Source organism: Curtobacterium sp. MCSS17_015 (genome assembly GCF_003234265.2).
Taxonomy (GTDB): domain Bacteria; phylum Actinomycetota; class Actinomycetes; order Actinomycetales; family Microbacteriaceae; genus Curtobacterium.
The window spans coordinates 314,034-338,389 of record NZ_CP126256.1 but is presented as its reverse complement, the minus strand read 5'-3'; the positions used below and the strand labels follow the sequence as shown (position 1 = coordinate 338,389).

Here is a 24,356-nt window from a genome sequence, read left to right as displayed (position 1 = left end):
GGACCGGACGTGGACCTCGGGATCCAGGACAAGACCGCTCTCGTCTTCGGTGGTGACTCCGGCATCGGCTGGAACACGGCGCGCATCCTCCTCGCGGAGGGCGCCACCGTGGTCGTCACCGACATCGACCAGAGCCGACTCGACACCAGCGCCGACCAGCTCGAGGCGCCGGTCGGCAAGCTGCACGCGTTCGCCGCGGACGTCCGCAGCGCCGCGAGTCTCGCCGCCCTGCACGAGCAGGTGCGGGACGCCGTCGGCGAGATCGACATCCTCGTGCAGTCCTCGGGCGTCACCGGCGCCCAGGGGATGTTCCACGAGATCGACGAGGCCGGTTGGCAGGAGACGCTCGACGTCGACCTGATGGGCCCGGTCCGGATCACCCGCGAGTTCATCGGGGACCTCCGGAACGGCGGTTGGGGTCGCATCGTCTACCTGGTGTCCGAGGACGCCACGCAGCCGTACGACGACGAATTGCCGTACTGCGCCGCGAAGGCCGGTGTCCTGTCGTTCGCGAAGGGCTTGTCGCGGTCCTACGCGGAGGAAGGGTTGCTCGTGAACACGGTCTCCCCCGCGTTCATCCACACCCCGATGACCGACGCCATGATGGACAAGCGGTCGAAGCAGCTCGGCACCTCGTTCGACGAGGCGATCTCGAGTTTCCTCGACGACGAGCGTCCGTACATGGAACTGGGGCGCCGCGGTGAGCCGGAAGAGGTCGCGAACGTCGTCGCGTTCCTCTGCTCCGAACTCGCCAGCTTCGTGAACGGCTCGAACTACCGCGTCGACTCCGGCTCGGTCGCAACCATCTGACGGAGGACCCGTGACCCACCACCGCTACCTCGTCGTCGGCGGCGGGATGGTCGCCGACTCCGCTGCCCGCGGCATCCGCGAGCTCGACCCCGACGGCACGATCGGGGTCATCAGCGAGGACGTCGACCGCCCGTACGCCCGCCCTGCCCTGTCGAAGAAGCTCTGGACCGACCCGGACTTCAGCTGGGACGACAAGGTCGACCTGCACACCGAGGAGACCGGCGCGACGTTCGTGCTCGGCACGCGCGTGACGTCGATCGACCGGAACGCGAGGACCGTGACGACCGACGACGGCGCAACGGTCGGCTACGAGCGCCTGCTCCTGGCCACCGGCGGCCGCCCGCGGGACCTGCCCGGTCTCGTGCCGTCCGACCGGGTGCTCAACTACCGCAGCGCCGCCGACTACCGCACGCTCCGCCGGCACGCCGACGCGAACGCGCACGTGGTCGTCGTCGGCGGGAGCTACATCGGCACCGAGATCGCCGCTGGCCTCGTGCAGAACGGAGCCAGCGTCACGCTCGTCACCCCGGACGACGTGCTCGGCGGCCACATGTTCCCCGCGGGCCTGGCCGCCGCGTTCCAGCAGCGCTTCGTCGACGCCGGGGTGACGGTCCGCACCGGCCGCCGCGTCGAGTCCGGCGAGGAGACCACGGACGGCGTGACACTCACGCTCGACGACGGCTCCACCATCACGGCCGACGCCGCGGTGGCCGGTCTCGGCATCGACCCGACGACGCAGCTCGCCGAGGACGCCGGCCTGGCGGTCGACGACGGCGTCACGGTGTCGACGACGCTCGCCACCGAGGACCCCGCCGTCTTCGCCGCCGGCGACGTCGCGTCCTACCCGGACCGTCTGCTCGGCACCCGGCGCGTCGAGCACGTCGACAACGCCCAGCAGCAGGGTCGGCAGGCCGGCCGGAACCTGGCCGGCGCCGACGAGCCGTACGAGCACACGCCGATGTTCTACTCGAACGTCTTCGACCTCGGGTACGAGGCCGTCGGCGTCGTGTCCTCGTCGCTCCGCACCGTCGAGGACTGGGCCGAGCCGAACGAGCGGGGCGTCGTCTACCACCTGGACGACGACGACCTGGTCGCCGGCGTGCTGCTCTGGAACGTGTCCGGCAAGACCGACGAGGCCCGCAAGGTCCTCGCGGAGGCGCACGCGCTCACGCCCGACATGCTGCCCGGCACCATCACCGCCGACTGAGCGAAGGGCCGGCCGGTCAGGTCGTCGGACGGGAGGCCCGTGTCCGGTCCTGCGGGACCCGTCACGGGCCTCCCGTGCGTCCGGGCCTTCCGTGCGTCCGGGCCTCCCGTCGTCCGGGTCAGGGCAGCCGAGGTGCGAGGCGGTTCAGAAGGGCCGGCGGTCGCCGCGCCGCTCCGGCGCGACCGTCTCGACCACGGCCTCGCGGTCATCTGCGTCGACCGGGATGCCGTCGCCGTCGGCCATCGCGACGGCGTGGGCCGACTTCGCCTCCTCCAGCTGCTCGTCGTCGCCCTTCGCCATGCCGGCCAGCTCCATGAAGCGCGACTTCACGACGAGCCACCGGTCGGTGGCACTGAGGCGGTCGAGGTCCGACGCGGTCGAGTCGTCACGGACCCGCTGGAGCGAGGAGACGCCACGGTCGGGCAGGCGTCCGTCGACGTGGGCCACCGCGAGCCGCGCGACGGCGTCCGCCTGCGCGTGCATGACGGAGTGGGCCCCACCGACGACCTCGCGGAGGACCGCGTACGGAAGGGCACGGGCGAGCCGTCGGACCCAGGCGCGCGGGACGAGCGCGTCGTGCTCGCCGCGGACGACGAGGGTGCGTGCGTGCACGTCGGCGGCGCGCTCCTCGATCGGGTACGCGATCATCTCCGGCAGGACCTTCCGGAACCAGTGCCACCCGCAGAGCGCGTAGGCCGTGATCGCGTGCCAGCGCACCGCGGCGGGCTCGTGCACGGCCGAACGCAGGAAGCGGAGCGCGGCCTTCCGCACGGACCGCGCCGCCGGGTCGAGGACCGGGCTGATGAGCACCACGTCGGAGAGTTCGGGCCGGCGGGCGGCGACCTCGGTGACGACCTGGGTCCCCATCGAGTGGCCGATGAGCACCGGATCGTGCAGGCGCAGGTCGTCGATGACCTGCTCGACCGCGTCGGCGTAGCGCTCGATCGACACGGCACCACGGAACCGCGGCACGCCGGCGAAGCCCGGCAGGTCGAGGGCGTGCACGGGCCCGTTCTCGTTGAGGTGCGGGGCGAGCCGCTCGTAGTACGTCGACGCGATGCCGAGGCCGGCGACCAGGACGAAGGCCCGCTCACCCGGTTCGCCGATCGAGCTGACACGCACGTACGTGCCGTCGACGGCGATCCGGTCGACACGGACCTCGACGTCGGCGTCCTCGGCGTGCGCGAGTTCGCCGGCCGGGTCCGGGGCGCCCGGTGGGACGGTGGTCCCCTGGTCGTGCTCGTCGTTCACTGGCGCTCCTCGCGGTGACTGGCGGTCGCCCAGGCTACCGCGAGCGGCCGACCGTCAGCCGCCGAACGGGAAGGCCGGGCGTCCGTGCACCCGGGTCGGCACCGCGAAGACGGACCCCGAGTGCGGCGCGTCCCCGAGCTGCTCGTCCGTCAGGTTCTCCCGCGCGGTCCCGACGAGCAGGAGGGACATGTCGGTCCCGCCGAACGCGACCGAGGTGACGTTCGGCGCCGGGATCTCGACCGTCTCGAGGTGTGCGCCGTCGGGGCCGTACCGCTCCACGCGCGACGCTCCGTAGATCGCGCCCCAGAAGCACCCCTCGTCGTCACGGACCAGGCCGTCGTGGGCGGCACCGTCGATGAACGGCTCGAGGTCGCCGAGCTCGCCGTCCGGCCCGTACGGACCGCGGTAGATCGTGTTCGTGTCGGTGTCGGTGACGTACATCTCGGAGCCGTCGTCGTTCCACTCCATGCCGTTCGTGGTGCCGAACCCGCTCCGCAGGACCCGCACCGACCCGTCCGGCGAGAACGCGTACAGCACCCCGGCCGGCGGTCCGTCGGTGGGGTCCATGCTGCCGACCAGGAAGCGCCCGAACGGGTCGCACTTGCCCTCGTTGAAACGCATCTGGTCGTTCGCGTGCTGCACCCCCGCCAGTTCCCGCTCGACGTGTCCGTCGCTGTCCGTGAGCACGACCGTGTCGTCCTGCGCGGCGATGAAGCCCCGGTCGGCACGCGGCTGGAACGACGGCAGCGGCGGGTCGAGCCGGACGGTGCGCACGACCTGCCCGTCGGCGTCCGCGGTGGTGAGCGTGCCGGCCGGGATGTCGACCCAGCGGGCCACCTGCTGCCCGGGGTCCCACACGATGCTCTCGGCGAGGGTCGCCCGCACGTCGGAGAACACGGTGACCGGACCGGTGGTGGCGCTCGTCGTCATGCCGTCCGGTCTACCGGTCGACGGGTGCCGGGCTGCTCAGCCGACCGCCCGTGGCGTCCCGATCACGCGGGACGCCACGGGCGTTGGTGCTCACTGCTCGGTCGGCCGGCGGAGGACCAGGAAGCGGGAGCCGTAGGCGCCGATGCTCAGCGGGAAGCTGCACAGGTCGTCCACCGTGCCGAGCTCGGCGTGGTCCGTCGCGTCGATGACCGTCGCACCGTGCGGCAGCTGTTCGGAGCGGATCGTGCCGTCGAGCGCGGTGTCGGTCATGTTGAGCACGGTGATCTGCACGATCGGTTCGCCCTGCTCGTCGGTCGACTCGAGCTCGTGGACCATGACGAGCATCCCGCGGTGCGCGACCTCGGGCACGTCCACCTGGCGGGCCGAGGCGATGCCGTACTCGGTGCGGACGCGGAGGAGCTCGCCGAGCCGCGACGCGAAGGAGTCCGGCCGCTCCAGCTGCTCCGGGAGTGGGCCGTACAGGGAGCGGGCCCGCGGCATGCCGGACGCCGATCGCTCGGTGTCGGGGGCCACGCCGAGCAGGTCGTGCGCGCCACGCTCGATCCACCGGGTGTCGCCCTCGGCGATGAGGTCCGTGACGAGCTCCTGCGGGAGCGTCAGCGAACCGAGCAGGTCCCACCCGGAGAGCGCGAAGACACCGGGCTGCCAGGCGTTGAACGCGGCGAGCAGCAGGTGCGCGTCACGGATCTGCGGGACGTGCTCCTCGGTGATGTCGTCGAGGGCGGTGTGCCCCTGGGTCGCCGCGATGAGCGACGCCGTGGTGCACGCGATCCCGTTCGTGGTGAACACCAGGTTGTAGTCCGCTGCGGGTGCGGTCAGCGCCTCGGTGAGGTCCGCGCGGATCCGCTCGGCGAGCGCACCACCCGTGGTCTCCTCGCCGTGGAACGTGTAGACGTCCTCCTGGTGCAGGGTCGCCCAGTGCACGAGCTCGTAGGTGAGTTCGTCGTGGTTCTGCATGCCGTGCACGAGGCTGACCGGCTCGACGCCGAGCTCGAGGGAGGTCCGGAGCGTCAACCGCAGGAACTCGGTGTCACCCGTGGCGAGGGCGTGGTGGTACGCGGGCCGGTTGATGAAGTCGTACGACAGGTCGGCGCCGACGGCCCCGGTGTCGCGGATGTCCTCGATCGTCAGGTTCAGCTCCTGGAAGGTGAAGCCGCCGACCTTCCGGACCATGCCCGCGATCACGTGGTTCGCCGCGTGCGAGAGGGGGTGACCCTCGGACCAGCCCGGTGCCCCCTCGGCGCTCTTCTCGACGCCGAGGAACCCGTTCGCGTCGAGTCGGAGCGCACTCGTCCCGAGGTCGCCCAGGGAGTGCAGGGCGTCGCCGATCACCAGGCGCATGCCCGCGAACGTGGGGTCGAGCCAGTTGACCGACGGCTGCCCCTCCTTGAAGTAGTGCAGGTACACCCAGCGCCGGGTGACGCCGTCCACGCCCACGACCGGGGCGGTGACGCTCCAGTTCGTCTCCTTGACGCCGGGCTGGTGGAAGATCACGCGCTGCAGCTCGCCGATGATGTACCCGCGCTCGGCGAGGGCGGACTCGGTGGCGGCGTCGAGGTTCACCGAGTCACGGTGCTCCGGCACGGTCGGGAGCAGGTGCCACTCCTCCGGCGGGATCTCGACCATGTGGTAGATGCCCGGGTAGTCCTTGAACGCCATCTCGGCGAGACGGAAGTCCGCACCCTTGCCGGTGTGACCCGGCACGATGTCGTCGATGATGCTGCCGCCGTGCTCCTCGGCGACGTCGGTCATCCGCTGGAACGTCTCCTCGTCGCCGAAGGTCGGGTCGATCTGCGTCCCGATCCGGTCGAAGTGGCCGTCGACGCTCGGGGTCTCCTGCCAGCCGCGGATGCCGCCAGCGCGCTTCACCGGTCCGGTGTGCACGCCGTTGATGCCGATGCGCTCGAAGGCCGTCCAGAGTTCGGGGTCGGCGAGCGCCGTGAGGAACGACTCCCCGGGGCGGGTGATGAGCGAGATCGGGTACGCGGTGAACCAGACGTCCGAGGTCGACACGGCCCGTCGGGCGTCTGGTCGGGCGTAGGGGTTCCGCCACATGCTCGGGGAGCCGGAGAGCTGTCGGCTCAGGACGTCGGCGTCCTTGAGCATCGACTGGCGGACCAGCCACTCGATGTACGCCGGGTTCTCGCCGTTCGCCGCGCGGGGGTCCGAGAACCGGCGCTGCAGGCTTCCGCCGCGCAGGTTGGCCCGCGGGCGCAGCCGACGGGGTCGCGCCGGGTACAGCTGCTCGTCGTAGGTGATCTCGGGGGTCGTCGGGGTCGCGTCCTCGTCGGTCGCGTCCTCGTCGGCCGTGTCCGCAGCGGACGCGGTCGCACCGCCGTCGCCCTGGTCGGCCCCGGCCCGGTCGACCGGGAACCGTCCGCCCGTGATCTGCTCGTCGGCGACCTGCTCGTCGATCCGGGGTGCCTCGTCGTCCATGTCCACGTCTCCCACGCTAGTCATGCGTCCCCGACGACGGTCGCCGGTTCGGCGGGTCAGCCGGCGCGGTCCGGTTCCGGCGCCGCCCGGACGTCCCCGGAGTGCCGACCGCCGGTCCGTGCACCGCCGGTCCGTGCACCGCCGGCCTGCGGCCCACCGGTCTGCGGGCCACCGCTCTGCGGCCTGCCGGACGGTGTGCTGCCGGTCCGCGCGATCGGGACCGCGTCGCTGGTGCCGGTGCGCAACGACTCCTGCCGGAGCTCCAGTTGCGTCACCGCGAGCGCCGCGAGGTCCCGCAGGTTCGCCATGTCGGCCTCGTCGGCGGTGCGGGGACGCGAGTCGAGCACCGCGAGCGTGCCGACCGTCGCGCCGTCGTGCCGGACCAGCGGCACGCTGACGTAGAACCGGATGCCGAGCGGCCCGGTGACGAGCGGGCTGTTCCGCATCTCCGGGTGGGTCGACCCGTCCGGGATCACCACGGGCACCGGAACCGGGGCGAACCCGTTCCGGAACGTGATGCTCCGGGCGGACTTGTCCACGCCGTCGGCCACGTACGACTGCGACCACTCCCGGTCCTCGTCGAGCACCTCGATGAGCGCGATCGGCGCGTCGAACAGCCGTGCCGCCATCGCGGTGGTGCGCTGCAGCGCCTCCTCGGGCAGGACGTCGAGCGTCGTCGGTCGCCCGTCGTCCTCCCCCGACGCCGAACCGGAAGCAGGCGCCGGACCCGAGCCGGACGCAGGTGGCGAGCCCGACCCGGACGCGGCTTCCGCCACGGCACGACCGGCCGCGGGATCCGCCGCGGCCACGTCGGCCGGTTCGTCGCTCGCCGTGTCGGTGAGCACGACGTGCCGGAGCAGCGCGACGAGTTCGGCACCGACGGGCCGCGCCGCCGGGTCCTGTGCGGTCATCGCCGCGAGCGCCTGCTTCCAGTGGTCGGGCAGCGGCTCCGGCACCACGGGGTCGCGTGAGAGCCGCGCGAGCGCGGACTCGACGAGCGAGCCGGGGAACTCCCGCCGACGGGTGAAGCACTGCAGCAACACCAGCCCGAGCGAGTACACGTCACTGGCCGGGCCGACGTCCGCGCCCCTGGCCTGCTCCGGGCTGAGGTAGGCGGCGGTGCCGGTCGTGACGCCGTCCGCGGTGAGCCGCTCGACGCCGGCCGCCAGGGCGATCCCGAAGTCGGTGAGCCGGGCACGTGCCCGGTCGGACCCGTTGCCGTAGTCGACGAGCAGGATGTTCGACGGCTTGATGTCGCGGTGCACGACGCCCTGCGCGTGGATGTAGTCGAGCGCCTCGGCCATGTCGTAGCCGATCTCGGCGATGTGCCGCGAGGCGAGCGGACCGAGCGACAGCCGCTCCTCGAGGTCCTGACCGTGCACGAGCGCCATCACGATGAACCGCTGCAGCGACCCGTTCTGGTCCTCCACGACGCCGGCGTCGAGGAGGCTGACGAGGTTGTGGTGGTCGAGCGAGGCCAGGACGCCCTGCTCGGCCTCCTGACGGGCGATGTCGACGATGCCCGGGTGGAAGAGCTTCACGGCGACCGGCCGGTCCAGGCTCTCGTCCCACGCCCGGTGCACGACCGACATCCCGCCGCGGCCGATCACCTGCTCCAGGCGGTACCGGCCTGCCAGGGGCGCGGCGGCCTCCTGGTGTCCCTCCGTCGGAGCCATGCTTCCTCGTCTTCGATGTGGGCGGACCGCGACGCTCGTCACGGGCGCAGGCGACGCGCGACGTGCCGCCGCGATGCATCATCGCACCGCCCGGGCCGCGGTGTCCGCGACCATCCCGTGGACGCGGTCAGATCCGCGCGTACCGAGCGCGGAAGAAGCTGTACACGCCGAACGCGGCGAACCCGAGCCCGACCACGACGAGGACGACGGACCCGCCCGGCATCGACCGGAGGGCGTCGAAGGCGCCGTCGAGTCCGCTCGCCTGCTCCGGGTCGCTGCGGAACGCGGCCACCGCGACGAGCACGCCGACGATGACGACCGCGATGCCCTTCGCCACGTAGCCGAGGGTGGCGAGCACGGACACCGTCCGCCGGACGGACTGCGGTTGCGGCCGGAGGTTCTTCTTCCAGGATCCACGGACCCCGATCACGACGAGCCCGATCCCGATCGCGATCGCCACCGCGGCGACGACGAGCAGGAGCACGACACCGCCCGGCGTCGCGAGCGCGGTCGCGGCGGCGCTCTTCGTCGAGCCGGACGAGCTCTTCCCGGCGCCGAGTGCGTAGCTGGCGGCCGAGTACGCGATCACGCCGTAGACCACGGCCTTGCCGACGTTCTTCGCCCGGTTCAGCCAGGCCCGCGCGTCGTCCGTGCGGCCGCCCACGACGGCCTCGATGACGAGCCGGATCATCAGCGCGGCGGTGCCGACGGCGACCAGCCAGAGGAGCACGACTCCACCCGGGACCGAAGCCAGCTGCGCGAGGGCACCGGACTGGTCGGTGTCACCGGATGCCGATCCCTGTGCGCCGCTGGTGGCCGTGGCGTTCCCGACGCCGAGCAGCACCGCGAGGTACCCGATGAGCAGGTGCACCACACCGCCGCCGACGAACCCGGCGCGGGCCGTCGTCTCGAACCACCTGCTGTCGGCGGCGCGGCGCGCCTGTCGTCCGGTCTCACGGGCGGCGTCCTGGGCTGCGTCGGTCACCACACCGAGCTTGCCCGGCCGGAGAGCCGCTGTCCGGTCGGCCCGGTCGGCATGCCGACACCGCCGGACGGGAGGCTCGCACCCGGCCCGCCCCGGGCCCCGCGTCCGCCACCGGCGCGCGTTGCGCGTCCGCAGCCGTGCCCAGCCGAGCCGAGCCGAGCCGAGCCGAGCCGAGCCGAGGAGCGGGGTACGCCCGACGCGCCACACGCGGAGCCGATCGGGGCACGATGGGACCATGCCGGAACGGACACGAGACACACCCGATGCGACCGACAACGAGGAACGCACCGACGGGTACGTCCCGCTGCGGTCCTACGCAGCGATCGGCGACGGCCGGACCGTGGCGCTCATCGCGCGGGACGGCCGGATCGACTGGCTCCCGATCCCGTCGATGGACTCACCCCCGGTGTTCGCGAGCATCGTCGACGCCGAGCACGGCGGGCACGTCGCGCTCCGGCCCGTCGACGACGACGCCGAGGTGTCCCGGCAGTACCTCCCCGGCACGAACGTCCTGGTCACGACCTGGACGACCCCGAACGGGACGGCCACGGTCACCGACGCGATGGTGACCGGTGTCGCGGGCCGGCTGCCCTGGGCCGAGATCGGCCGCTGCGTGCAGGGCGTCGAGGGGTCGGTCGAGATGGAGTGGGCGGTGGTCCCCGGCACGTTGCTGGGCACGGCAGAGCCGAAGCGCCTGGACACCGGCAACGGCACCGTCATCGGCATCGACGGCGTCACCATCGCGATCGTCGAGCAGGGGTTCGAGCCGGTGCACGACGACGGTCCGCGGTTCTCCGGCCGGTTCACCACGTCCGTCGGGTCGAAGGGGATCCTGACGGTCGTCGGCACGCACGACGAACCGATCTTCCTGCCGGAGCCGGAGCGCAGCCTCGAGGGCGTCGACCGCACGATCGCGAACTGGTCGGCGTGGTCGAAGGAGTTCGAGTACGACGGCCCGTGGGCCGAAGCGGTCCACCGGAGCGCCCTCGCGTTGAAGCTGCTCATCTTCTCGCCTACCGGCGCGATCGCGGCTGCCCCGACCACGAGCCTCCCGGAGGACCGCACCGGCGGCAAGAACTGGGACTACCGGTTCGCCTGGGTCCGCGACCTGGCCTACACGGTGCACGCGCTCACGCGCTTCGGGCTGCGCGAGGAGACGCACGCCGCGGTGTCGTGGGTGATGCGCACCATCGCCGAGCACGACGAGACGATGCCGATCTTCTACGGCCTGGACGGGTCGAAGACCGACGGGGTCGAGGAGCGTGACGTCCCCGGCTGGCGGGGCATCGGCCCCGTGACGATCGGCAACCGCGCGGGCGACCAGCTCCAGCTCGGTGTATGGGGCGACGTCTTCGCGATCCTCCGGCAGTACGTCAGCGCCGGCAACGTCCTCGACCGGAAGACCGCGACGGTGCTGCAGGACCTGGCCGACGACGCATGCCACCGCTGGGTCGAGCCGGACTCCGGCATGTGGGAGCTGCAGGACGCGCAGCACTACGTCACGAGCAAGATCGGGTGCTGGCAGGCGCTCGACGCGGCCGTCGAACTGCATGACGCCGGCATGATCGACGGCCCGCGCGAGAAGTGGCTCGAGAACCGCGAGCTCATCGAGCAGTGGGTCGGTGAGCACGGGTGGGACGAGGAACTCGGGCACTACGTGATGTACCCGGGCAGCGATGCCCTCGACACCTCGATCCTGCTGCACGCGATGTCGTCGTTCGACCGCGGCCCCCGGATGGCGTCGACGATCCGGGCGATCGAGGAGCAGCTCCAGCGCGGCCCGCTCGTCTACCGCTACTCGGGGATCGAGGACGAGGAGTCGCCGTTCGTCGCGTGCTCGTTCTGGCTCGCGGCGGCGATGGCCTGCGTGGGCCGCATCGACGACGCGCGGGAGCTGATGGACGAGATGGTCGACCAGGCCAACGACGTCGGGCTCTTCGGCGAGATGCTCAGCGAGGACGGCTCGTTCATGGGCAACATCCCGCAGGGGCTGTCGCACCTGGCGCTCATCCAGGCGGCGCTGACGATCGAGGACGTCGCGGCCGAGCAGTGACCGCGGCCGGCGGCGCTCAGCCGAGGGAGATCGCGACGAGGCCCGCGATCCCGACCAGGTAGAGCACGACCACGACGAACGAGTCGACGCCCATCCCGACGATCCGCCGCTGCGGTCGGAACACGAGCCCGACCGCGTACACGAGCGTCAGCAGCGCCGCGAGGGCCGTCAGGTAGACGTCGCTCGCGTTCGCCTGCGGCAGCACCGCCTTGCCGGAGAGCACCGTGGCCACGAGGAACAGCACCGGCAGGAACGCGTTCCCGCCGAAGACGTCGGACACGGCCAGGTTGTCGTCGCCCTGGCGGACGGCCTGGAGGCCCGTGGAGATCTCCGGCAGGCTCGTCGCCAGGGCCAGGACGGTCGCGCCGAACAGCACGCCGGACAGCCCGATCTGGCTGGAGGCGGCGTCACCGGCCCGCTCGAGCACGACACCGGCGACGAGGGTCGCGAGCGCCGAGACCGTGAAGACGACCGCGGCCCTCCGGGTGCTCATCGGCGGGTCGTCCGGCTTGCGGGTGCGGTGTCCCGAGGCGTGCGGGCTGGCGTCCGGAGCGTGACCGCTCTCGTGCTACGGCAGCCCCTTGCCGGCGCGCTGCACGAGGAAGAGCCCGACGATCCAGATGAGGGCGATGAGCACGACGTCGGGGGTGAGCCGGGCGACGACGAGGTCCGGTGGCAACTGGCTGCCGGCGATGACCACGGCGAGGACCGCGACGACGACGATCGCCTCCAGCACCAGCGCCAACGACGCCGCACGGTACGTGATCGGTCGCACGCCCTTCCCCCGCTTGCCGAAGGCGTCGAGCACGGCGATGACCACCGTCTGGATCGCGATGCCGCCGAGGATGTTGCCGGCGGCCACCTCGATCGACCCGGAGAGTCCGGCGCTGACGGTGATGGCGATCTCGGGCAGGTTCGTCGCGACGGCCAGGACGATGAGGCCGCCGAGCGCACTGCCGAGGTGCAACCGGGCATCGAGCACGTCGGTGGTCTTCGACAGCTGGATGCCGGCGATCCAGATGACGGCCGCACCGGCGACGAAGACCAGACAGAGCAACCAGAGGGGCAGGGATTCCACCTCTGCGACCCTGGACCGCCGAGCCCGTCCTGTCCGTGTCCTGCGCCCATCGGCTCCTCGTCGCGGTTCGAGGTCACCGGCTGAGGGCCGCGGTCGGTGGTGGGGCGCATCATGGTCCGACGATGAACGACGTCGATGCCCGGATGGACCGCCTGCGGAAGGCCGCGCGGTACCGCTACCAGCAGCTCGTGGACGCCGAGGTCGAGCGGGGCTCGCTCGACCCGGACGAGGTCCGCGCCGAGCGCGAGGAACGCCGCTTGCTCAAGGCCGCCGACGTCGCCGCGCACGCGCGGGCGCAGATCGCCGAGGCCGAACGGCGCGGGGTCTTCGAGGGGAACCCGTACCACGGCAAGCCGCTGCCCGGGCTCGGCGAGCAGCACGACCCGAACTGGTGGATCAAGGCGAAGATCGAACGCGAGGACATCCGCGGGATCGCCCCGCCCGCCCTGTCGTTGCGCACCGAGGACGCCGAGCTCGACGACCACCTGGACGCACTCTCGGCCGAGTCCGACGTGCGGGACGTCCTGGTCGACTTCAACGCCCGGGTGAAGGAAGCGCGCCGGCAGCTGCTCGGCGGTCCGCCCGTGGTCACCCCGATGCGCGACGTCGAAGCAGAGGTCACCGCATGGAAGGACCGCCGGGAGGCCCGGTTCGCCTCCGACGCGGTCGCTGCGGCCGCGCGGGCGGCCGAGACCCGACCGACCCGGTGGTGGCGCCGGCGCGGCTGACGCGCCCCGCGCCTCCCGTCCGCCGCCGCGCCCGGCCGCCCGTCCCGGGCCGCCCGTCCCGTGGTTCCACAATTCGCGCATCTCGGTGGGTGAGGTGCGCGGATTCGGGAACCGGGAGGGGCGGTGGCGGTGTGTCGTGGAACCGGGGCGTGCTCGGGTGGGGACGCGAGGACGCCGCCCCGCGGGTGCGGGGCGGCGTCCTGGTGGTGGTGCTGCGCGTCTGGTGGACGCGGGGTGTTACTTGATCTGGGCGGTGATGGTGGCGGTGCCGACCAGGAGGCCGCCGGTGACGGCGTCGGTCTTGAAGGTGTCGTTGAGCAGCTTCGCGGCGTCGTCGGAGATGTGGACGGTGGTGCCGGTCAGGATCGCGTTGTCACCCTCGAGCTGGAGGGGCTTGAGGGAGCCGCCGTGCAGCTCGAACAGGAACGCGTTCGGCGCGGCGACCTCACCGTTGACGAGGACGTCACCGTAGAGCTTCGACGAGCCCGGGTTCACGACGAAGTTCTCGAGCGTGACGGTGGTGTCGCCGGCCTTCAGGGTCAGGCCGGAGTCGTCGTGGTTGAGCAGACCCTGGACGTAGGGACGGTAGTCGCCGTCCGGGCTCCAGTAGGTGACCGAGCCGGAGGTGATCGGGAACGACACGGCGCCGTCCTCGAGGGTCGCATCTCCCGAGACACCCGGGGTGAGCTTGAGGGAGGTCAGGGCGTCGGTGAAGCCCTTGTCGAGGGCGACGGAGGTGTCGCCGCCGAGGACCTCGGGGACCGACGCGACCGGGGCGGGGATCTTCGACTCGGAGCTGGAGACGGTGTGCACGACCGGGGTGGACGCGTTCGCGGCGGTCACGCCGAACGCTGCGCCACCGAGGACGAGGGCACCGGTCGTGGCGAGGGTGATCGAGGTCTTGAGGGACTTGCGCATGTCTTCGTTCCTTTGCTTGTCGCGCTCGGCGCGGATCAGGGATGGATGCGCGCCGAACACACCCCGCGAAAGGGGTGGAGAACCAGCGATGTGCGGCTGGTGAGCGCTTGCGGGCCGTTCCCGGCTTGTGACAGTGATTCGGGGCCCCTCGCCGATCGGATTGGAGAGATTTCTGGATTCCCCGGATCGGGTCCCTCGTAGCGTGTGGAGCATGCCCACGTCGCACTCGTCCACCGACCGGATCCGCGCGATCGACGCCTGGTGGCGCGCCGCGAACTACCTGACCGTCGGGCAGATCTACCTGCTCGACGACCCGCTGCTCGAACGGCCGCTGGAACCCTCCGACATCAAGCCGCGGCTCCTCGGGCACTGGGGCACCTCCCCGGCGCTCAACCTCGTGTACGCGCACCTCAACGCCGTCATCAGCGAGACCGAACGTGACGTGCTCTACATCTGCGGCCCCGGCCACGGCGGGCCCGCGATGAACGCGAACGCCTGGCTGGACGGCACGTGGAACGAGCTCTACCCCGACATCACCCCCGACCCGGCCGGGCTGCAGCGGTTCTTCCGCCAGTTCTCGTTCCCCGGCGGCATCCCCTCGCACGCGGCGCCGGAGACCCCCGGGTCGATCAACGAGGGCGGTGAGCTCGGCTACTCCCTCGCGCACGCGTACGGCGCCGCGCTCGACAACCCCGACCTGGTCGTCGCCTGCGTCGTGGGCGACGGTGAGGCCGAGACCGGTCCGCTCTCGGCCTCCTGGCAAGCGCACACCTTCCTCGACCCGGTGTCGGACGGCGCGGTCCTGCCGATCCTGAACCTCAACGGGTACAAGATCGCCAACCCGACCGTGCTCGCCCGGATCCCCGACGAGGACCTGCAGTCGTACTTCCGCGGCCTCGGCTACGAGCCGATCGTGGTCGACTCCGGCCGGGTGGACCACGACCCGTTCGCCGTGCACGCCCTGTTCGACGGGGCGCTCCGCCGCGCACTCGCGACGATCGACGACATCCAGGCGGCCGCCCGCGCGCAGGCTGCCCGCGCAGCCGCCGGCGAGATGGCCGGTGCCGCCGACCTCCGCCCGCGCTGGCCCATGATCGTGCTCCGGACCCCGAAGGGCTGGACCGGCCCGAAGGTCGTCGACGGCCAGCAGGTCGAGGGCACCTTCCGCGCGCACCAGGTCCCGCTGCCGAACGTCCGCGACGACGAGGGACACCGCCGGCAGCTCGAGGAGTGGCTGCGCTCCTACCGTCCGGAGGAGCTGTTCGACGCGGACGCCCGGCCCATCGGGATCCTCGAGACGATCCGGCCCACCGGCGAGACGCGGATGAGCGCGACCCCGCACGCCAACGGCGGTCGGATCCGCACTGCGCTCGACCGCCCGGGCCTGGCGGAGTTCGCCGTCCCCGTCGGCGAGGACGCGTCGGCCACCGGCACCCTCGGGCCGTGGCTCGCCGCCCTCATGCAGCGGAACCCGAACTCCTTCCGGTTGTTCGGACCCGACGAGACGATCTCGAACAAGCTCGACGCGGTCTTCGACGTCACGAGCCGCGTCTGGCGAGCCCGACGGGAAGCCGGCGACGAGCACATGGCCACCCGCGGTCGTGTCATCGAGGTGCTGTCCGAACACCTGCTCGAGGGGATGCTCGAGGGCTACGTGCTGAGCGGCCGTCACGGGGTGTTCAACACGTACGAGGCGTTCGCCCACATCGTGGACTCGATGGTCGGCCAGTACGCCAAGTGGCTCGAGTCCTCGACCGACATCGACTGGCGTGCTCCGGTGTCGAACCTGACGATCCTGCTGTCGTCGCACGTGTGGCGGCAGGACCACAACGGGTTCTCGCACCAGGACCCCGGCTTCCTCGACGTCGTGGCGTCGAAGCAGCAGGACCTGGTCCGCATCAAGCTGCCCGCCGACGCGAACACCCTGCTCGCCGTCGCCACGCACGCGTTCGAGACGACGGACCGCATCGAGGTGATCGTCGCCGGCAAGCTCCCGGAGCCGGTGTTCCTGTCCCTCGAGGACGCCGTCGAACACGCCGCGGCCGGCTTCGGTGTCTGGGACTGGGCCGGCACGGAGCAGACCGTGGGCCGTGCCGACGTCGTGCTCGTCAGCGCCGGCGACGTCCCCACCGTCGAGACGATCGCGGCGGCCGACATCATCCGGAAGCACGCGCCCGACGTCGGCGTCCGCGTCGTCAACGTCGTCGACCTGTTGTCACTCGGCGACCCGCGCAAGCACGAGCACCCGGCGTCGGACGAACGCTACGACGAGGTCTTCCTGCCCGGGACACCGGCGGTCTTCGCCTTCCACGGCTACCCCTCGCTCGTGCACAACCTGACGTACCGCCGGCACGGTCACGACGACCTGCACGTGCACGGCTTCCTCGAGCAGGGCACCACGACCTCGCCGTTCGACATGCTCATGCGCAACGAGATGGACCGCTACGCCCTCGCGCACGACGCCCTCACCCGAGTGGCCGACGGCTCCGACCGGTTCGCGGACCTGCTCACGGCCCTCACCGACGCCCGCACCGCGGCGCGGGAGTTCGCGTACACGAACGGCGAGGACCACGAGGCCGTCTCCGGGTGGGAGTTCACCGGCTGGCCGCAGGACGAGCCGTCCGACGGCGGGACCGGTGGCGACCCGGGGCAGGGCGAGACCGAGGGAGCGGCTCCTGGACGCTGAGAGGACTGCCGGTCCGGAAGGCGTGCCCGTCAGCGGGCGCCCTGCCGGGCCGGTCTAGGGTTGCCCGGTGCAGTCGTTCTCCGTCCGGTCGCTCGTGGAGCACCCCGCGCTCCGGTTCCTGGTCGTCGGCGGCCTCGGCTTCGTCATCACGATGGGCATCAACTACGGGCTCAAGTTCTTCGTCATCCCGCAGCACCCGGTGACGGCGTTGGCGATCGGCATCATCGTCGCGACCGTCGTCTCGTACTTCCTCAACAAGAAGTGGTCGTTCGGGGACCGCGGTGAACTGCGCACCGGGCACGAGGTCCTGCTGTTCGTCGTCGTCAGCGTGATCGGCGTCGGGCTCAACTCCGCGCCGCTCTGGATCTCCCGCTACGTCTTCGGCCTGGCGGTGCCGAACGTGTCCCTCGCGGGGCAGGAACTCGCCGACTTCATCAGCGGACCGGTCATCGGCACGTTCATCGCGATGGGCTTCCGGTACTGGGCGATGAACCGCTTCGTGTTCCCGGTCCGGCCTGCCACGCTGGACGCGTGATCGACCTCGTCGTGCCCGCCCCGGGCCTCCCGACCGTCCCGACCGGCACCGGCGGCCGGTTCCCGGTCCGCCGGGTGTACTGCGTCGGGCGCAACTACGCGGCGCATGCGCGTGCGATGGGCCACGACCCGGACCGTGAGCCGCCCTTCTTCTTCGGGAAGCCGGCTGACGCACTCGTCACCGACGGCGCGGACACCCCGTACCCGCCCGTCACGGCGCGCCTCGAGCACGAGGTCGAGCTCGTCGTCGCACTCGGCGGCGGCGGGCGCGACGTCCCGGTGGCCGACGCACTCGGACTCGTCTGGGGGTACGCGGTCGGCATCGACCTCACCCGCCGGGACCTGCAGGCCGAGGCGAAGCGACTCGGGCGTCCGTGGGACCTGGCGAAGGGGTTCGACCACTCCGCGCCCGTGGGCACGATCACGCCGGCCGCCGGGGTCGATCCGACGTCGGGCGCGATCGTGCTGGACGTCGACGGGGAACTGCGGCAGTCGGGCGACCTGGCGGACCAGATATGGAGCGTCGCCGAGACCATTGCGGCCCTGTCCCGGTCCGTCGGACTCGCGCCCGGTGACCTGCTGTTCACCGGGACGCCGGACGGGGTCGGACCCGTGGCTCGAGGCTCGGTGCTCCGGGGCGCGATCGACGGCGTCGGGGTCGTCGAGACACGGATCGTCTGACGGGTGCCGGCGTGTCGTGCGCTGTGAGCGTTCCGAGGCGGTGCGCGTAGACCCGACCTCGAACGCTGCGCGGGGAACGGTGCAGCGGTCCGCAGACAGGACGTGCAGCAGCTGCAACGGGGCAGTCGAGCGTGTCCGGATCATGGAGGTGGTCCTGTGGAGGAACACGACCTGCTCGCCACGTCGTGGACGTGGGCCGGGCCTGAACCGGTTCGGGAGCGCATCCGGGCCGTCGCCGACGCCGGCTTCGCGGGGATCGCGCTCGCCCTGGACGACCTGCACGAGGTCCGCGCCACCACCGGTCTCGCCGACCTGCGCCGGATGCTGGACGACGCCGGCGTGGTCTGGGTCCAGCTCGGCACCCTCGGCGACTGGTGGTCGACCACGAGCCGGAGCGACCAGGACGCCGACCGTGGGGTCGTGCTCGAGGCGGCGGCGACCCTGCGCGCCTGGCAGGTCGTCGTCCGCGCCGACGACTCGGTGCCCGGGGTCTCCCTGGCGGTGATGGCCGAGGCGTGGGAGCGGCTCGCGGTGCAGGCCGAAGGGGTCGGGGCGCGGCTCGTGCTCGAGCCCGAACCGTGGTCGAACCTGGCGACGGTCGAGCGGGCCTCGCGGTTCGTCGCCGCCGGTCACCCGAACGGCGGCCTGCTCCTCGATGCGATGCACGCCCTGCGGGGCGGCTCGACGCTGGCGTCCATCGCGCAGGGTGTCGCACCGTCGGCCCTCGCCGCCGTCGAGCTCACCGACGGGCTGCTGCACACGCCGAACGGGATGACGCTCGCCGACGAGTCCCGCGACGGCCGCTACCTGCCCGGCACCGGGGCGTGGGACCTGCCCGGGTTCGTCCGCACCGCCCGCGGCCTGGGCTTCGACGAGCCGTGGGGCGTCGAGGTGCGTACCCCGGCACTCCGGGCGATGCCGCTGCGCGACGCGCTCCGGATCGCCGCCGCCGCGACCCGCGCGGTGCTCGACGCGGCTGACGCGCACGGCGGACCGCCCGCTCCGGCGATGCCGACGTCCGCTGCCCCGACGTCGGCCGTCGACTTCGACGCGTCGCGGCCGCCGGTGGCGCCGGTGACCCCGCTGGCCGCGGACGGGATCGTGCCCCGCCGGACCGGCCCAGCGTCCTCCGCGTACCGTGACGGACATGACTGATCAGGCACACCCCGGGAACGACGAAGCGCTGCGTGCGTCGCAGGAGGCCATCGACGAAGCGAAGGCCGCCGCGACGGAGGCCGGCGAGGCGGACAAGCGCGCCGCCGCCGAGCAGGACCTGCCGCTGGAGTCCGGCAGCGCCGCCGCCGACGGGCCGGCTCCCGCGGCCTGACGCGCTCTGGCTACCGTGCGTGAGCTGGTGCGCTCGGGCTGAGGTTCGCCGCAACCCGCACCCCGAGCCGCTCGGTCAGTCGTCGACCTGGTCGCCGAGGAAGTCGGCGTAGGTGGCCTCCGGGTCGGTGACGCCTCCGGCGTCCACCATCTGTCGGTCGTCCTGTCGTGCACCGACGGCTCCGCCCTCGCCACCGTCCTGCTCGCCTCGCCGGTCCCCCAACGCATCCCCGCGCTGGTCCTGCGTGAACGGCGGCAGGTACTTGCTCGCGTCCATGTCGCGTCCTTCCGTCCCGAGGACCGTAACAGCCGTGCTCGGGACTCCGGGCGGCCTCGTCGAGATCGTCCCCCGGGTGCGCGGACAACGGGGGACGGAAGTTCGCCCGGGGCGGACCCCATGCTCGTGCATGCGGATTCCGGAGCAGCTCAGTCCGGCACGACCTCCTCCGGGACCTCGCGCACGACGTCCTCCGGCGACTTGTCACTGCGCCATCCCCGCCACGACGGCTGCCGGAGGCGTCCGTCGCCGGTCCACTCCGCGAACTCGACCTCGGCGACGCGTTCGGGTGCGACCCAGTGGGCGTCCCGGGCGTCCGGACGGGGGACGTCGACGAACGGGGACGTGTCCCGTTCCGTGCGGCCGAGCAGCACGCCGATGTCGTCGAGGTCCTGGTCGCGGAAGCCGGTGCCGACCTTGCCGACGTAGACGAGTCCGTCGTCGCCGGGGATCCCGAGCAGCAGCGAACCGACGCCCCCTTCGCGACGCCCCGCCCCGGGCTTCCAGCCGCCGACCACCACCTCCTGCGTGGCGTGGTGCTTCAGCTTCAGCCACGACTCGGAGCGCCTCCCCTCGACGTAGCGCGAGGAGCGCTTCTTCGCCACGACACCCTCGAGCCCGCGCTTCTTCGACCGGGTCATCGCCGCTGCCAGGTCGCCGTCGGACTCCGGCGGGACCTCGATCAAGCCGCCCGGGTCGACGACCGTGGTGAGGGCCTCGCGCCGGGCGGTGTAGCCGAGGCGGGTGAGTTCGTGCCCGTCCGCCTCGAGCACGTCGAAGAGGAACAGCCGCACCGGGGTGGACGCCCGTGCGGCGCTGACCTCCCTCGGCTTCGTCAGTCCCATCCGGTTCTGCAGCAGCTGGAACGACGGTCGCCCGTGGCGGTCCAGCGCCACGATCTCGCCGTCGAACACGCCGTCCACCCCGGCCCGCTCGCCGAGCTCCTGCAGCTCGGGGTACTGGTCGGTCAGGTCGTTGCCGTTCCGGCTGAGCAGGCGCACCGCACCGTCCCGGACGGTCGCGAGCGCCCGGACGCCGTCCCACTTCATCTCGAACGCCCACTGCCGCGGGTCGAGTGCGGGCTCGCCCTTCTGCAGCGACGCCTGCATGGTGCGTCGCTCGGCCGGTTCGGTGGAGGCGGAGGCCGCCCGGTCGATCCGCTCGCGTCCGGCGGCGGACGGCCGGGAGGCCCGCTCCGCTCCCGCCCCGTCGGTCGCCTCCCCCTGCGACGGCTGGTCCTTCGTCCGGTGGATGAGCCAGTTCTTCTCGTCACCGCTCCGGCCCCGCCCCCGCCCGCGCGTGTGCAGGAGCGCGAGCCGCCGGACGCCGTTCGTCCGACCGTGCAGCGTGACGATGACCTCCTCGCCCTCGCGCCACTTCTCGAGCTCGTAGGTGCCGTCGTCCCAGATCGTGACCGTGCCGCCGCCGTACTCACCGGCGGGGATGACCCCCTCGAAGCCGCCGTACTCGAGCGGGTGGTCCTCGGTCTGCACGGCCAGGTGGTTCGCCCCGGGGTCGGTCGGCTCCCCCTTCGGCAGCGCCCAGCTCACGAGCACGCCGTCGTGCTCCAGGCGGAAGTCGTAGTGGTTCCGGGTGGCGTGGTGCTCCTGGATCACGAACGTCGGGGTGCCGTCGGTCCGCACGGTCGGCGACGCCTGCGGCACCGGCTCCGGGGTCCGGGCCGCGTCACGCTTGGCACGGTACGTCGACAGGCGGTCCTGCAGCTCCTGACGCTCCTGTCGCTCGCGCTCGTTCACCTGCTCGGTGCGGGCTCCGTCCCAGTGGCCGGCGTCGGCACGCCCGACCCCCAGGGAGGCCGCGGCGACCGGGTGCAGCAGGTCGCCGAGGTCGGGCACCCGTTCGAGCACCTCGTCCAGGGTCAGGTGCGCCAGGCCCGGTTCCGTCAGCTCCGCCCAGGTCCGAGGTGCCGCCACGGTCGGGTGCGACCGGCCACGCAGCGAGTACGGCGCGATCGTCGTCTTGTTGCCGTTGTTCTGCGACCAGTCCACGAACACCTTGCCGGCCCGCTCGGCCCGGCTCATCGACGACAGCACCAGGTCCGGCATGTCCTGCTCCAGCGCCTTCGCCAGCTCGTGCGCGACGTCGGAGACCTGCTGCGCGGTCGCCGATCCGTCGAGCGCGGCGTACAGGTGGATGCCCTTCGAGCCGGAGGTCACCGGGTACGGTTCGAGCCCCATCCCCTGCAGGACCGTCCGGGCAACGAGCGCCACCTCGACGCACTCCGGCAGTCCGACGCCCTCACCCGGGTCCAGGTCGAGGACGATCCGGTCCGGGTTCTGGTGCGCGCCGCGCGGTCCGAAGCGCCACTGCGGGACGTGCAGCTCGAGCGCCGCCTGCTGAGCCGTCCACACCAGCGTCGGCATCTCGTCGACCACGGGGTACTCGACGTCGTGGTGCTCGTGGGCGATCGTGTGGTGCCGGATCCAGTCGGGGGCGGAGTCGGGCAGGTTCTTCTCGAAGAAGACCTTGCCGTCGACGCCGTTCGCCCAGCGCTTCCGGGTCATCGGCCGCCCGGTGACGTGCGGGATCATCCACGGGGCGATGCGCTCGTAGTACTCGATCACCCGCCCCTTGGTCGTGCCGGTCTCCGGGTAGAGCACCTTGTCGAGGTTCGTCAGCGTCAGACGTCGGTCGCCCACCCGCACCGTCGTCTTCTTCGCCACGGGGCTCACAGGGCGACCCCGGTGGCACCGCCCACCGTCAGCGTGGTGCCGGACGTGTAGGACGACTCGGGGCCGGCGAGGTAGACGTAGGCGCTGGCGAGTTCGACCGGCTGCGCGGGTCTGCCGAGCGGCGTGTCCTGCCCGTAGGCGGCGATCTCGTCGCCGGGGTAGCTGATCGGCTGCAAGGGCGTCCACACCGGGCCGGGAACGACGGTGTTCGCCCGGATGCCCTTGGCCGCGAGCTGTCGGGCGAGCCCGTTCGTGTACGTGATGATGGCGGCCTTCGTGGCGGCGTAGTCGATCATCCGGTCCTGGGGCAGGTACGCGGACACCGAACTCGTCGTCACGATCGCACTGCCCGGCGCCATGTGCGGCACCACGGCGCGGGTCAGCCAGAACAGCGAGTACAGGTTGACCTTCATCGTCCGGTCGAAGTCCTCGGTGCGCTGCTCGGTGATGTCCTCGTGCACCTGCTGGTACCCCGCGACGAGCACCAGCGCGTCGATCCCGCCGAGCAGGTCGACAGCGGTCCGCACCAGCTCACCGCAGAACGCCTCGTCGGTGAGGTCGCCGGGGAGCATCACCGCGGTCCGGCCGAGGTCGGCGATGACGTCGCGCACCTCGGTGAGGTCCTCGATCTCCTCCGGCAGGGCGTTCAGCGCGACGTCCGCGCCCTCCTTCGCCATCGCGATGGCCGCAGCGCGACCGATGCCGGAGTCCGCCCCGGTCACGAGCACGCGGTACCCGCGCATCCGCCCGGTGCCCTCGTAGCTCGTCTCACCGTGGTCGGCGGGCGGGTCGAGGTCGGCGGCGCGGCCGGACCCCTGCTGCGTCTGCGCGGGGAAAGGCGGACGGGCGTACTGCTCCCGGGGGTCCTGCTTGTCGAGCTGGCTCATGGGCCCATCGTGCTCGCGGATCCGGTCCGGTGACACAGGAGCGGCAACCTCCGTGGAGGACGTGGGTCGTGCCTCCCGGCTGTGGAGGGCGAGCGGCCGCCCGGCCGCACCTGCCGATCCGCTCGGAACTGAGCGCCGATCCGCATGCCGCCGGGCATCATGAGCGCATGAGGTCGATCTGGAAGGGCTCCATCGCGTTCGGGCTCGTCAACGTGCCGATCAAGGTGTACGCGGCGACCGAGACGCACGACGTCTCCCTGCACCAGATCCACGACGAGGACAAGGCACGCATCCGGTACAAGCGCGTCTGCGAGCTCGGGCACGAGGTCGAGTACGGGGACATCCAGAAGGCGTACGACGACGGCGAGAAGACCGTGGTCCTCACCTCCGACGACTTCAAGCAGCTGCCGCAGGAGCAGTCGCACGAGATCGAGGTGCTCGAGTTCGTGCCCGTCGAGCAGGTCGACCCGATGATGTTCGAGAAGACGTACTACCTCGAACCGGATTCCCGCTCGCCGAAGGCGTACGTGTTGCTCCGGAAGACGCTCGAGCAGACCGACCGCCTGGCGATCGTGCAGTTCACCCTCCGCCAGAAGACACGGCTGGGGGTGCTGCGGGTGCACGACGACGTGCTGCTGCTGCAGGGCCTGCTGTGGGGCGACGAGGTGCGGGCGGCGGACTTCAAGTCGTTGGACACCTCGGTGAAGGTCAGTGCGAACGAGCTGAAGATGTCGTCGTCGCTCGTCGAGAGCATGTCGACCGACTTCGACCCGGACCGCTACACGGACGAGTACCAGGAGGAGCTGCAGCAGCTCATCGACGCGAAGCTGGAGTCCGGCGACGACGTCGACACCGCGGAGACGTTCGGCAAGGACGCGGCCGACGACGACGACACCGGTGGGGACGTCATCGACCTCATGGCCGCGCTGCGCGCGTCCGTGGACAAGAACCGGTCGGGAGGGTCGGGGGCGCGGTCCGGAGGCGGGGCGCGTTCGGGGAGCGGGTCGCGGTCCGGCAGTGGGAGGTCGCACGACGAGGACCGACCGGCGAAGTCGTCGTCGTCGTCGGAGAAGGCACCGCCGAAGAAGGCACCCGCCAAGAAGACGCCGGAGCGGAAGTCCGCCGCCGAGAAGGCCCCCGCCAAGAAGGCGCCGGCGAAGAAGCAGGCCAGCTGACCGC

The 24,356-nt window shown here is 71.9% G+C and carries 21 protein-coding genes; 10 read left to right on the top strand and 11 right to left on the bottom strand.

From position 1 onward, the window contains the following. The first annotated feature begins 9 nt into the window (after positions 1 to 9). On the top strand, positions 10 to 810 hold the full coding sequence (locus DEJ18_RS01580; protein WP_111209302.1) for an SDR family NAD(P)-dependent oxidoreductase: 801 nt from the start codon (positions 10 to 12) through the stop codon (positions 808 to 810). Between the two features lie 10 nt (positions 811 to 820). Continuing rightward, complete coding sequence (locus tag DEJ18_RS01575) at positions 821 to 2,017, top strand: NAD(P)/FAD-dependent oxidoreductase (RefSeq protein ID WP_111209301.1); 1,197 nt, start codon at positions 821 to 823, stop codon at positions 2,015 to 2,017. Positions 2,018 to 2,161: 144 nt separating this feature from the next. On the opposite strand, the gene DEJ18_RS01570 is transcribed toward DEJ18_RS01575, so the two are convergent. The 5 genes from DEJ18_RS01570 to DEJ18_RS01550 form a co-directional block, all read right to left on the bottom strand. Further along, positions 2,162 to 3,268, bottom strand: coding sequence for an alpha/beta fold hydrolase (locus DEJ18_RS01570; RefSeq protein WP_111209300.1), 1,107 nt, complete (start codon positions 3,266 to 3,268; stop codon positions 2,162 to 2,164). 54 nt (positions 3,269 to 3,322) lie between these two features. After that, the gene (locus tag DEJ18_RS01565; protein ID WP_111209299.1) at positions 3,323 to 4,198 is read right to left on the bottom strand and encodes an SMP-30/gluconolactonase/LRE family protein; all 876 of its coding nucleotides are present in this window, start codon (positions 4,196 to 4,198) and stop codon (positions 3,323 to 3,325) included. Between the two features lie 90 nt (positions 4,199 to 4,288). Next, positions 4,289 to 6,655: a maltose alpha-D-glucosyltransferase gene (gene treS, locus DEJ18_RS01560; RefSeq protein ID WP_111081944.1), complete on the bottom strand. Its 2,367-nt coding sequence runs from the start codon at positions 6,653 to 6,655 to the stop codon at positions 4,289 to 4,291. A gap of 56 nt (positions 6,656 to 6,711) precedes the next feature. Beyond that, complete coding sequence (locus DEJ18_RS01555) at positions 6,712 to 8,331, bottom strand: protein kinase domain-containing protein (protein ID WP_111209298.1); 1,620 nt, start codon at positions 8,329 to 8,331, stop codon at positions 6,712 to 6,714. A 127-nt stretch (positions 8,332 to 8,458) separates the two neighbouring features. Continuing rightward, positions 8,459 to 9,316 carry a DUF1206 domain-containing protein gene (locus DEJ18_RS01550; RefSeq protein ID WP_181434085.1) on the bottom strand — a complete coding sequence of 286 codons (858 nt, stop codon included), beginning with the start codon at positions 9,314 to 9,316 and terminating at the stop codon, positions 8,459 to 8,461. A gap of 235 nt (positions 9,317 to 9,551) precedes the next feature. Here DEJ18_RS01550 and DEJ18_RS01545 point away from each other — a divergent pair, with 235 nt between their 5' ends. Continuing rightward, complete coding sequence (locus tag DEJ18_RS01545; protein WP_111209296.1) at positions 9,552 to 11,369, top strand: glycoside hydrolase family 15 protein; 1,818 nt, start codon at positions 9,552 to 9,554, stop codon at positions 11,367 to 11,369. 16 nt (positions 11,370 to 11,385) lie between these two features. Here DEJ18_RS01545 and DEJ18_RS01540 read toward each other — a convergent pair whose 3' ends face one another. After that, complete coding sequence (locus DEJ18_RS01540; RefSeq protein ID WP_258376816.1) at positions 11,386 to 11,862, bottom strand: calcium:cation antiporter family protein; 477 nt, start codon at positions 11,860 to 11,862, stop codon at positions 11,386 to 11,388. Positions 11,863 to 11,937: 75 nt separating this feature from the next. Continuing rightward, a complete protein-coding gene (locus DEJ18_RS01535) occupies positions 11,938 to 12,447 on the bottom strand; it encodes a calcium:cation antiporter family protein (RefSeq protein ID WP_258376815.1) in 510 nt (169 codons plus the stop codon). A 122-nt stretch (positions 12,448 to 12,569) separates the two neighbouring features. Here DEJ18_RS01535 and DEJ18_RS01530 point away from each other — a divergent pair, with 122 nt between their 5' ends. After that, the gene (locus DEJ18_RS01530; protein ID WP_111209295.1) at positions 12,570 to 13,175 is read left to right on the top strand and encodes a DnaJ family domain-containing protein; all 606 of its coding nucleotides are present in this window, start codon (positions 12,570 to 12,572) and stop codon (positions 13,173 to 13,175) included. Positions 13,176 to 13,412: 237 nt separating this feature from the next. Here the strand turns inward: DEJ18_RS01530 and DEJ18_RS01525 are convergent, their stop codons facing one another. Then, a complete protein-coding gene (locus tag DEJ18_RS01525; RefSeq protein ID WP_111211621.1) occupies positions 13,413 to 14,093 on the bottom strand; it encodes a hypothetical protein in 681 nt (226 codons plus the stop codon). Positions 14,094 to 14,304: 211 nt separating this feature from the next. Here DEJ18_RS01525 and DEJ18_RS01520 point away from each other — a divergent pair, with 211 nt between their 5' ends. The 5 genes from DEJ18_RS01520 (at position 14,305) to DEJ18_RS01500 (ending at position 19,321) form a co-directional block, all read left to right on the top strand. Further along, on the top strand, positions 14,305 to 16,779 hold the full coding sequence (locus tag DEJ18_RS01520) for a phosphoketolase family protein (protein ID WP_111211445.1): 2,475 nt from the start codon (positions 14,305 to 14,307) through the stop codon (positions 16,777 to 16,779). Positions 16,780 to 16,846: 67 nt separating this feature from the next. Further along, on the top strand, positions 16,847 to 17,314 hold the full coding sequence (locus DEJ18_RS01515; protein ID WP_111211444.1) for a GtrA family protein: 468 nt from the start codon (positions 16,847 to 16,849) through the stop codon (positions 17,312 to 17,314). Next, positions 17,311 to 17,994 (top strand): fumarylacetoacetate hydrolase family protein, encoded by a 684-nt coding sequence (locus tag DEJ18_RS01510; protein WP_111211443.1) that lies wholly within the window; start codon positions 17,311 to 17,313, stop codon positions 17,992 to 17,994. The genes DEJ18_RS01515 and DEJ18_RS01510 overlap by 4 nt, the downstream gene beginning before the upstream one ends. 156 nt (positions 17,995 to 18,150) lie before the next feature. Beyond that, positions 18,151 to 19,149 carry a sugar phosphate isomerase/epimerase family protein gene (locus DEJ18_RS01505; protein WP_181434277.1) on the top strand — a complete coding sequence of 333 codons (999 nt, stop codon included), beginning with the start codon at positions 18,151 to 18,153 and terminating at the stop codon, positions 19,147 to 19,149. Next, complete coding sequence (locus DEJ18_RS01500; RefSeq protein WP_111211441.1) at positions 19,142 to 19,321, top strand: hypothetical protein; 180 nt, start codon at positions 19,142 to 19,144, stop codon at positions 19,319 to 19,321. Before DEJ18_RS01505 ends, DEJ18_RS01500 begins: the two co-directional genes overlap by 8 nt. Before the next feature lie 75 nt (positions 19,322 to 19,396). Here DEJ18_RS01500 and DEJ18_RS01495 read toward each other — a convergent pair whose 3' ends face one another. The 3 genes from DEJ18_RS01495 to DEJ18_RS01485 form a co-directional block, all read right to left on the bottom strand. After that, positions 19,397 to 19,597: a hypothetical protein gene (locus DEJ18_RS01495; RefSeq protein WP_111211440.1), complete on the bottom strand. Its 201-nt coding sequence runs from the start codon at positions 19,595 to 19,597 to the stop codon at positions 19,397 to 19,399. Positions 19,598 to 19,746: 149 nt separating this feature from the next. Further along, positions 19,747 to 22,290 (bottom strand): ATP-dependent DNA ligase, encoded by a 2,544-nt coding sequence (locus DEJ18_RS01490; protein WP_111211439.1) that lies wholly within the window; start codon positions 22,288 to 22,290, stop codon positions 19,747 to 19,749. Beyond that, a complete protein-coding gene (locus DEJ18_RS01485) occupies positions 22,287 to 23,177 on the bottom strand; it encodes an SDR family oxidoreductase (RefSeq protein ID WP_111211438.1) in 891 nt (296 codons plus the stop codon). Before DEJ18_RS01485 ends, DEJ18_RS01490 begins: the two co-directional genes overlap by 4 nt. 167 nt (positions 23,178 to 23,344) lie before the next feature. On the opposite strand from DEJ18_RS01485, the gene ku reads away from it, so the two are divergent. Continuing rightward, positions 23,345 to 24,352 (top strand): non-homologous end joining protein Ku, encoded by a 1,008-nt coding sequence (gene ku / locus DEJ18_RS01480; protein ID WP_111211437.1) that lies wholly within the window; start codon positions 23,345 to 23,347, stop codon positions 24,350 to 24,352. Positions 24,353 to 24,356 lie beyond the last annotated feature (4 nt).

Coding starts and splice junctions, on each gene's coding strand:
- DEJ18_RS01565 (WP_111209299.1), bottom strand. CDS start 4,198: ATGACGACGAGCGCCACCACCGGTCCGGTCACCGTGTTCTCCGACGTG.
- treS (WP_111081944.1), bottom strand. CDS start 6,655: ATGGACGACGAGGCACCCCGGATCGACGAGCAGGTCGCCGACGAGCAG.
- DEJ18_RS01555 (WP_111209298.1), bottom strand. CDS start 8,331: ATGGCTCCGACGGAGGGACACCAGGAGGCCGCCGCGCCCCTGGCAGGC.
- DEJ18_RS01545 (WP_111209296.1), top strand. CDS start 9,552: ATGCCGGAACGGACACGAGACACACCCGATGCGACCGACAACGAGGAA.
- DEJ18_RS01540 (WP_258376816.1), bottom strand. CDS start 11,862: ATGAGCACCCGGAGGGCCGCGGTCGTCTTCACGGTCTCGGCGCTCGCG.
- DEJ18_RS01530 (WP_111209295.1), top strand. CDS start 12,570: ATGAACGACGTCGATGCCCGGATGGACCGCCTGCGGAAGGCCGCGCGG.
- DEJ18_RS01525 (WP_111211621.1), bottom strand. CDS start 14,093: ATGCGCAAGTCCCTCAAGACCTCGATCACCCTCGCCACGACCGGTGCC.
- DEJ18_RS01520 (WP_111211445.1), top strand. CDS start 14,305: ATGCCCACGTCGCACTCGTCCACCGACCGGATCCGCGCGATCGACGCC.
- DEJ18_RS01500 (WP_111211441.1), top strand. CDS start 19,142: ATGACTGATCAGGCACACCCCGGGAACGACGAAGCGCTGCGTGCGTCG.
- DEJ18_RS01495 (WP_111211440.1), bottom strand. CDS start 19,597: ATGGACGCGAGCAAGTACCTGCCGCCGTTCACGCAGGACCAGCGCGGG.
- DEJ18_RS01485 (WP_111211438.1), bottom strand. CDS start 23,177: ATGAGCCAGCTCGACAAGCAGGACCCCCGGGAGCAGTACGCCCGTCCG.
- ku (WP_111211437.1), top strand. CDS start 23,345: ATGAGGTCGATCTGGAAGGGCTCCATCGCGTTCGGGCTCGTCAACGTG.